This window comes from Arthrobacter sp. LAR12-1-1.1 (assembly GCF_040676555.1).
GTDB lineage: Bacteria > Actinomycetota > Actinomycetes > Actinomycetales > Micrococcaceae > Arthrobacter.
Genome location: NZ_JBEGIG010000060.1, coordinates 1 through 267 on the forward strand (window position 1 = coordinate 1; position 267 = coordinate 267).

Sequence of the window (267 nt, forward strand, 5' to 3'; positions counted from 1 at the left end):
TGCGGCGGCCCATCAGGTACTGGATCTCGGGGGAGTCCATGCCGGGGTGGTAGTACGGCGGCCGGTAGAGGTCCGCTTCCAGCTGCTCGTCGGTGATCGGGATGCGCAGGTGGTCGCGGAAGGCCTTGAGGTCCGCGAGGGTGAGCTTCTTCATCTGGTGGGTCGCGTTGCGGCCCTCGAAGTGCGTGCCCAGGCCGTAGCCCTTGACCGTGTGGGCCAGGATGACCGTGGGCTTGCCCTTGAACTCGGTCGCGGCCTTGTAGGCGG

General features: G+C 67.4%; 1 protein-coding gene. It reads right to left on the reverse strand.

Annotation, left to right across the window (positions count from 1 at the left end; genetic code table 11):
* On the reverse strand, window positions 1-267 hold a 267-nt coding region (locus MRBLAR12_RS23835; RefSeq protein WP_364748143.1), incomplete at both ends, for a hypothetical protein.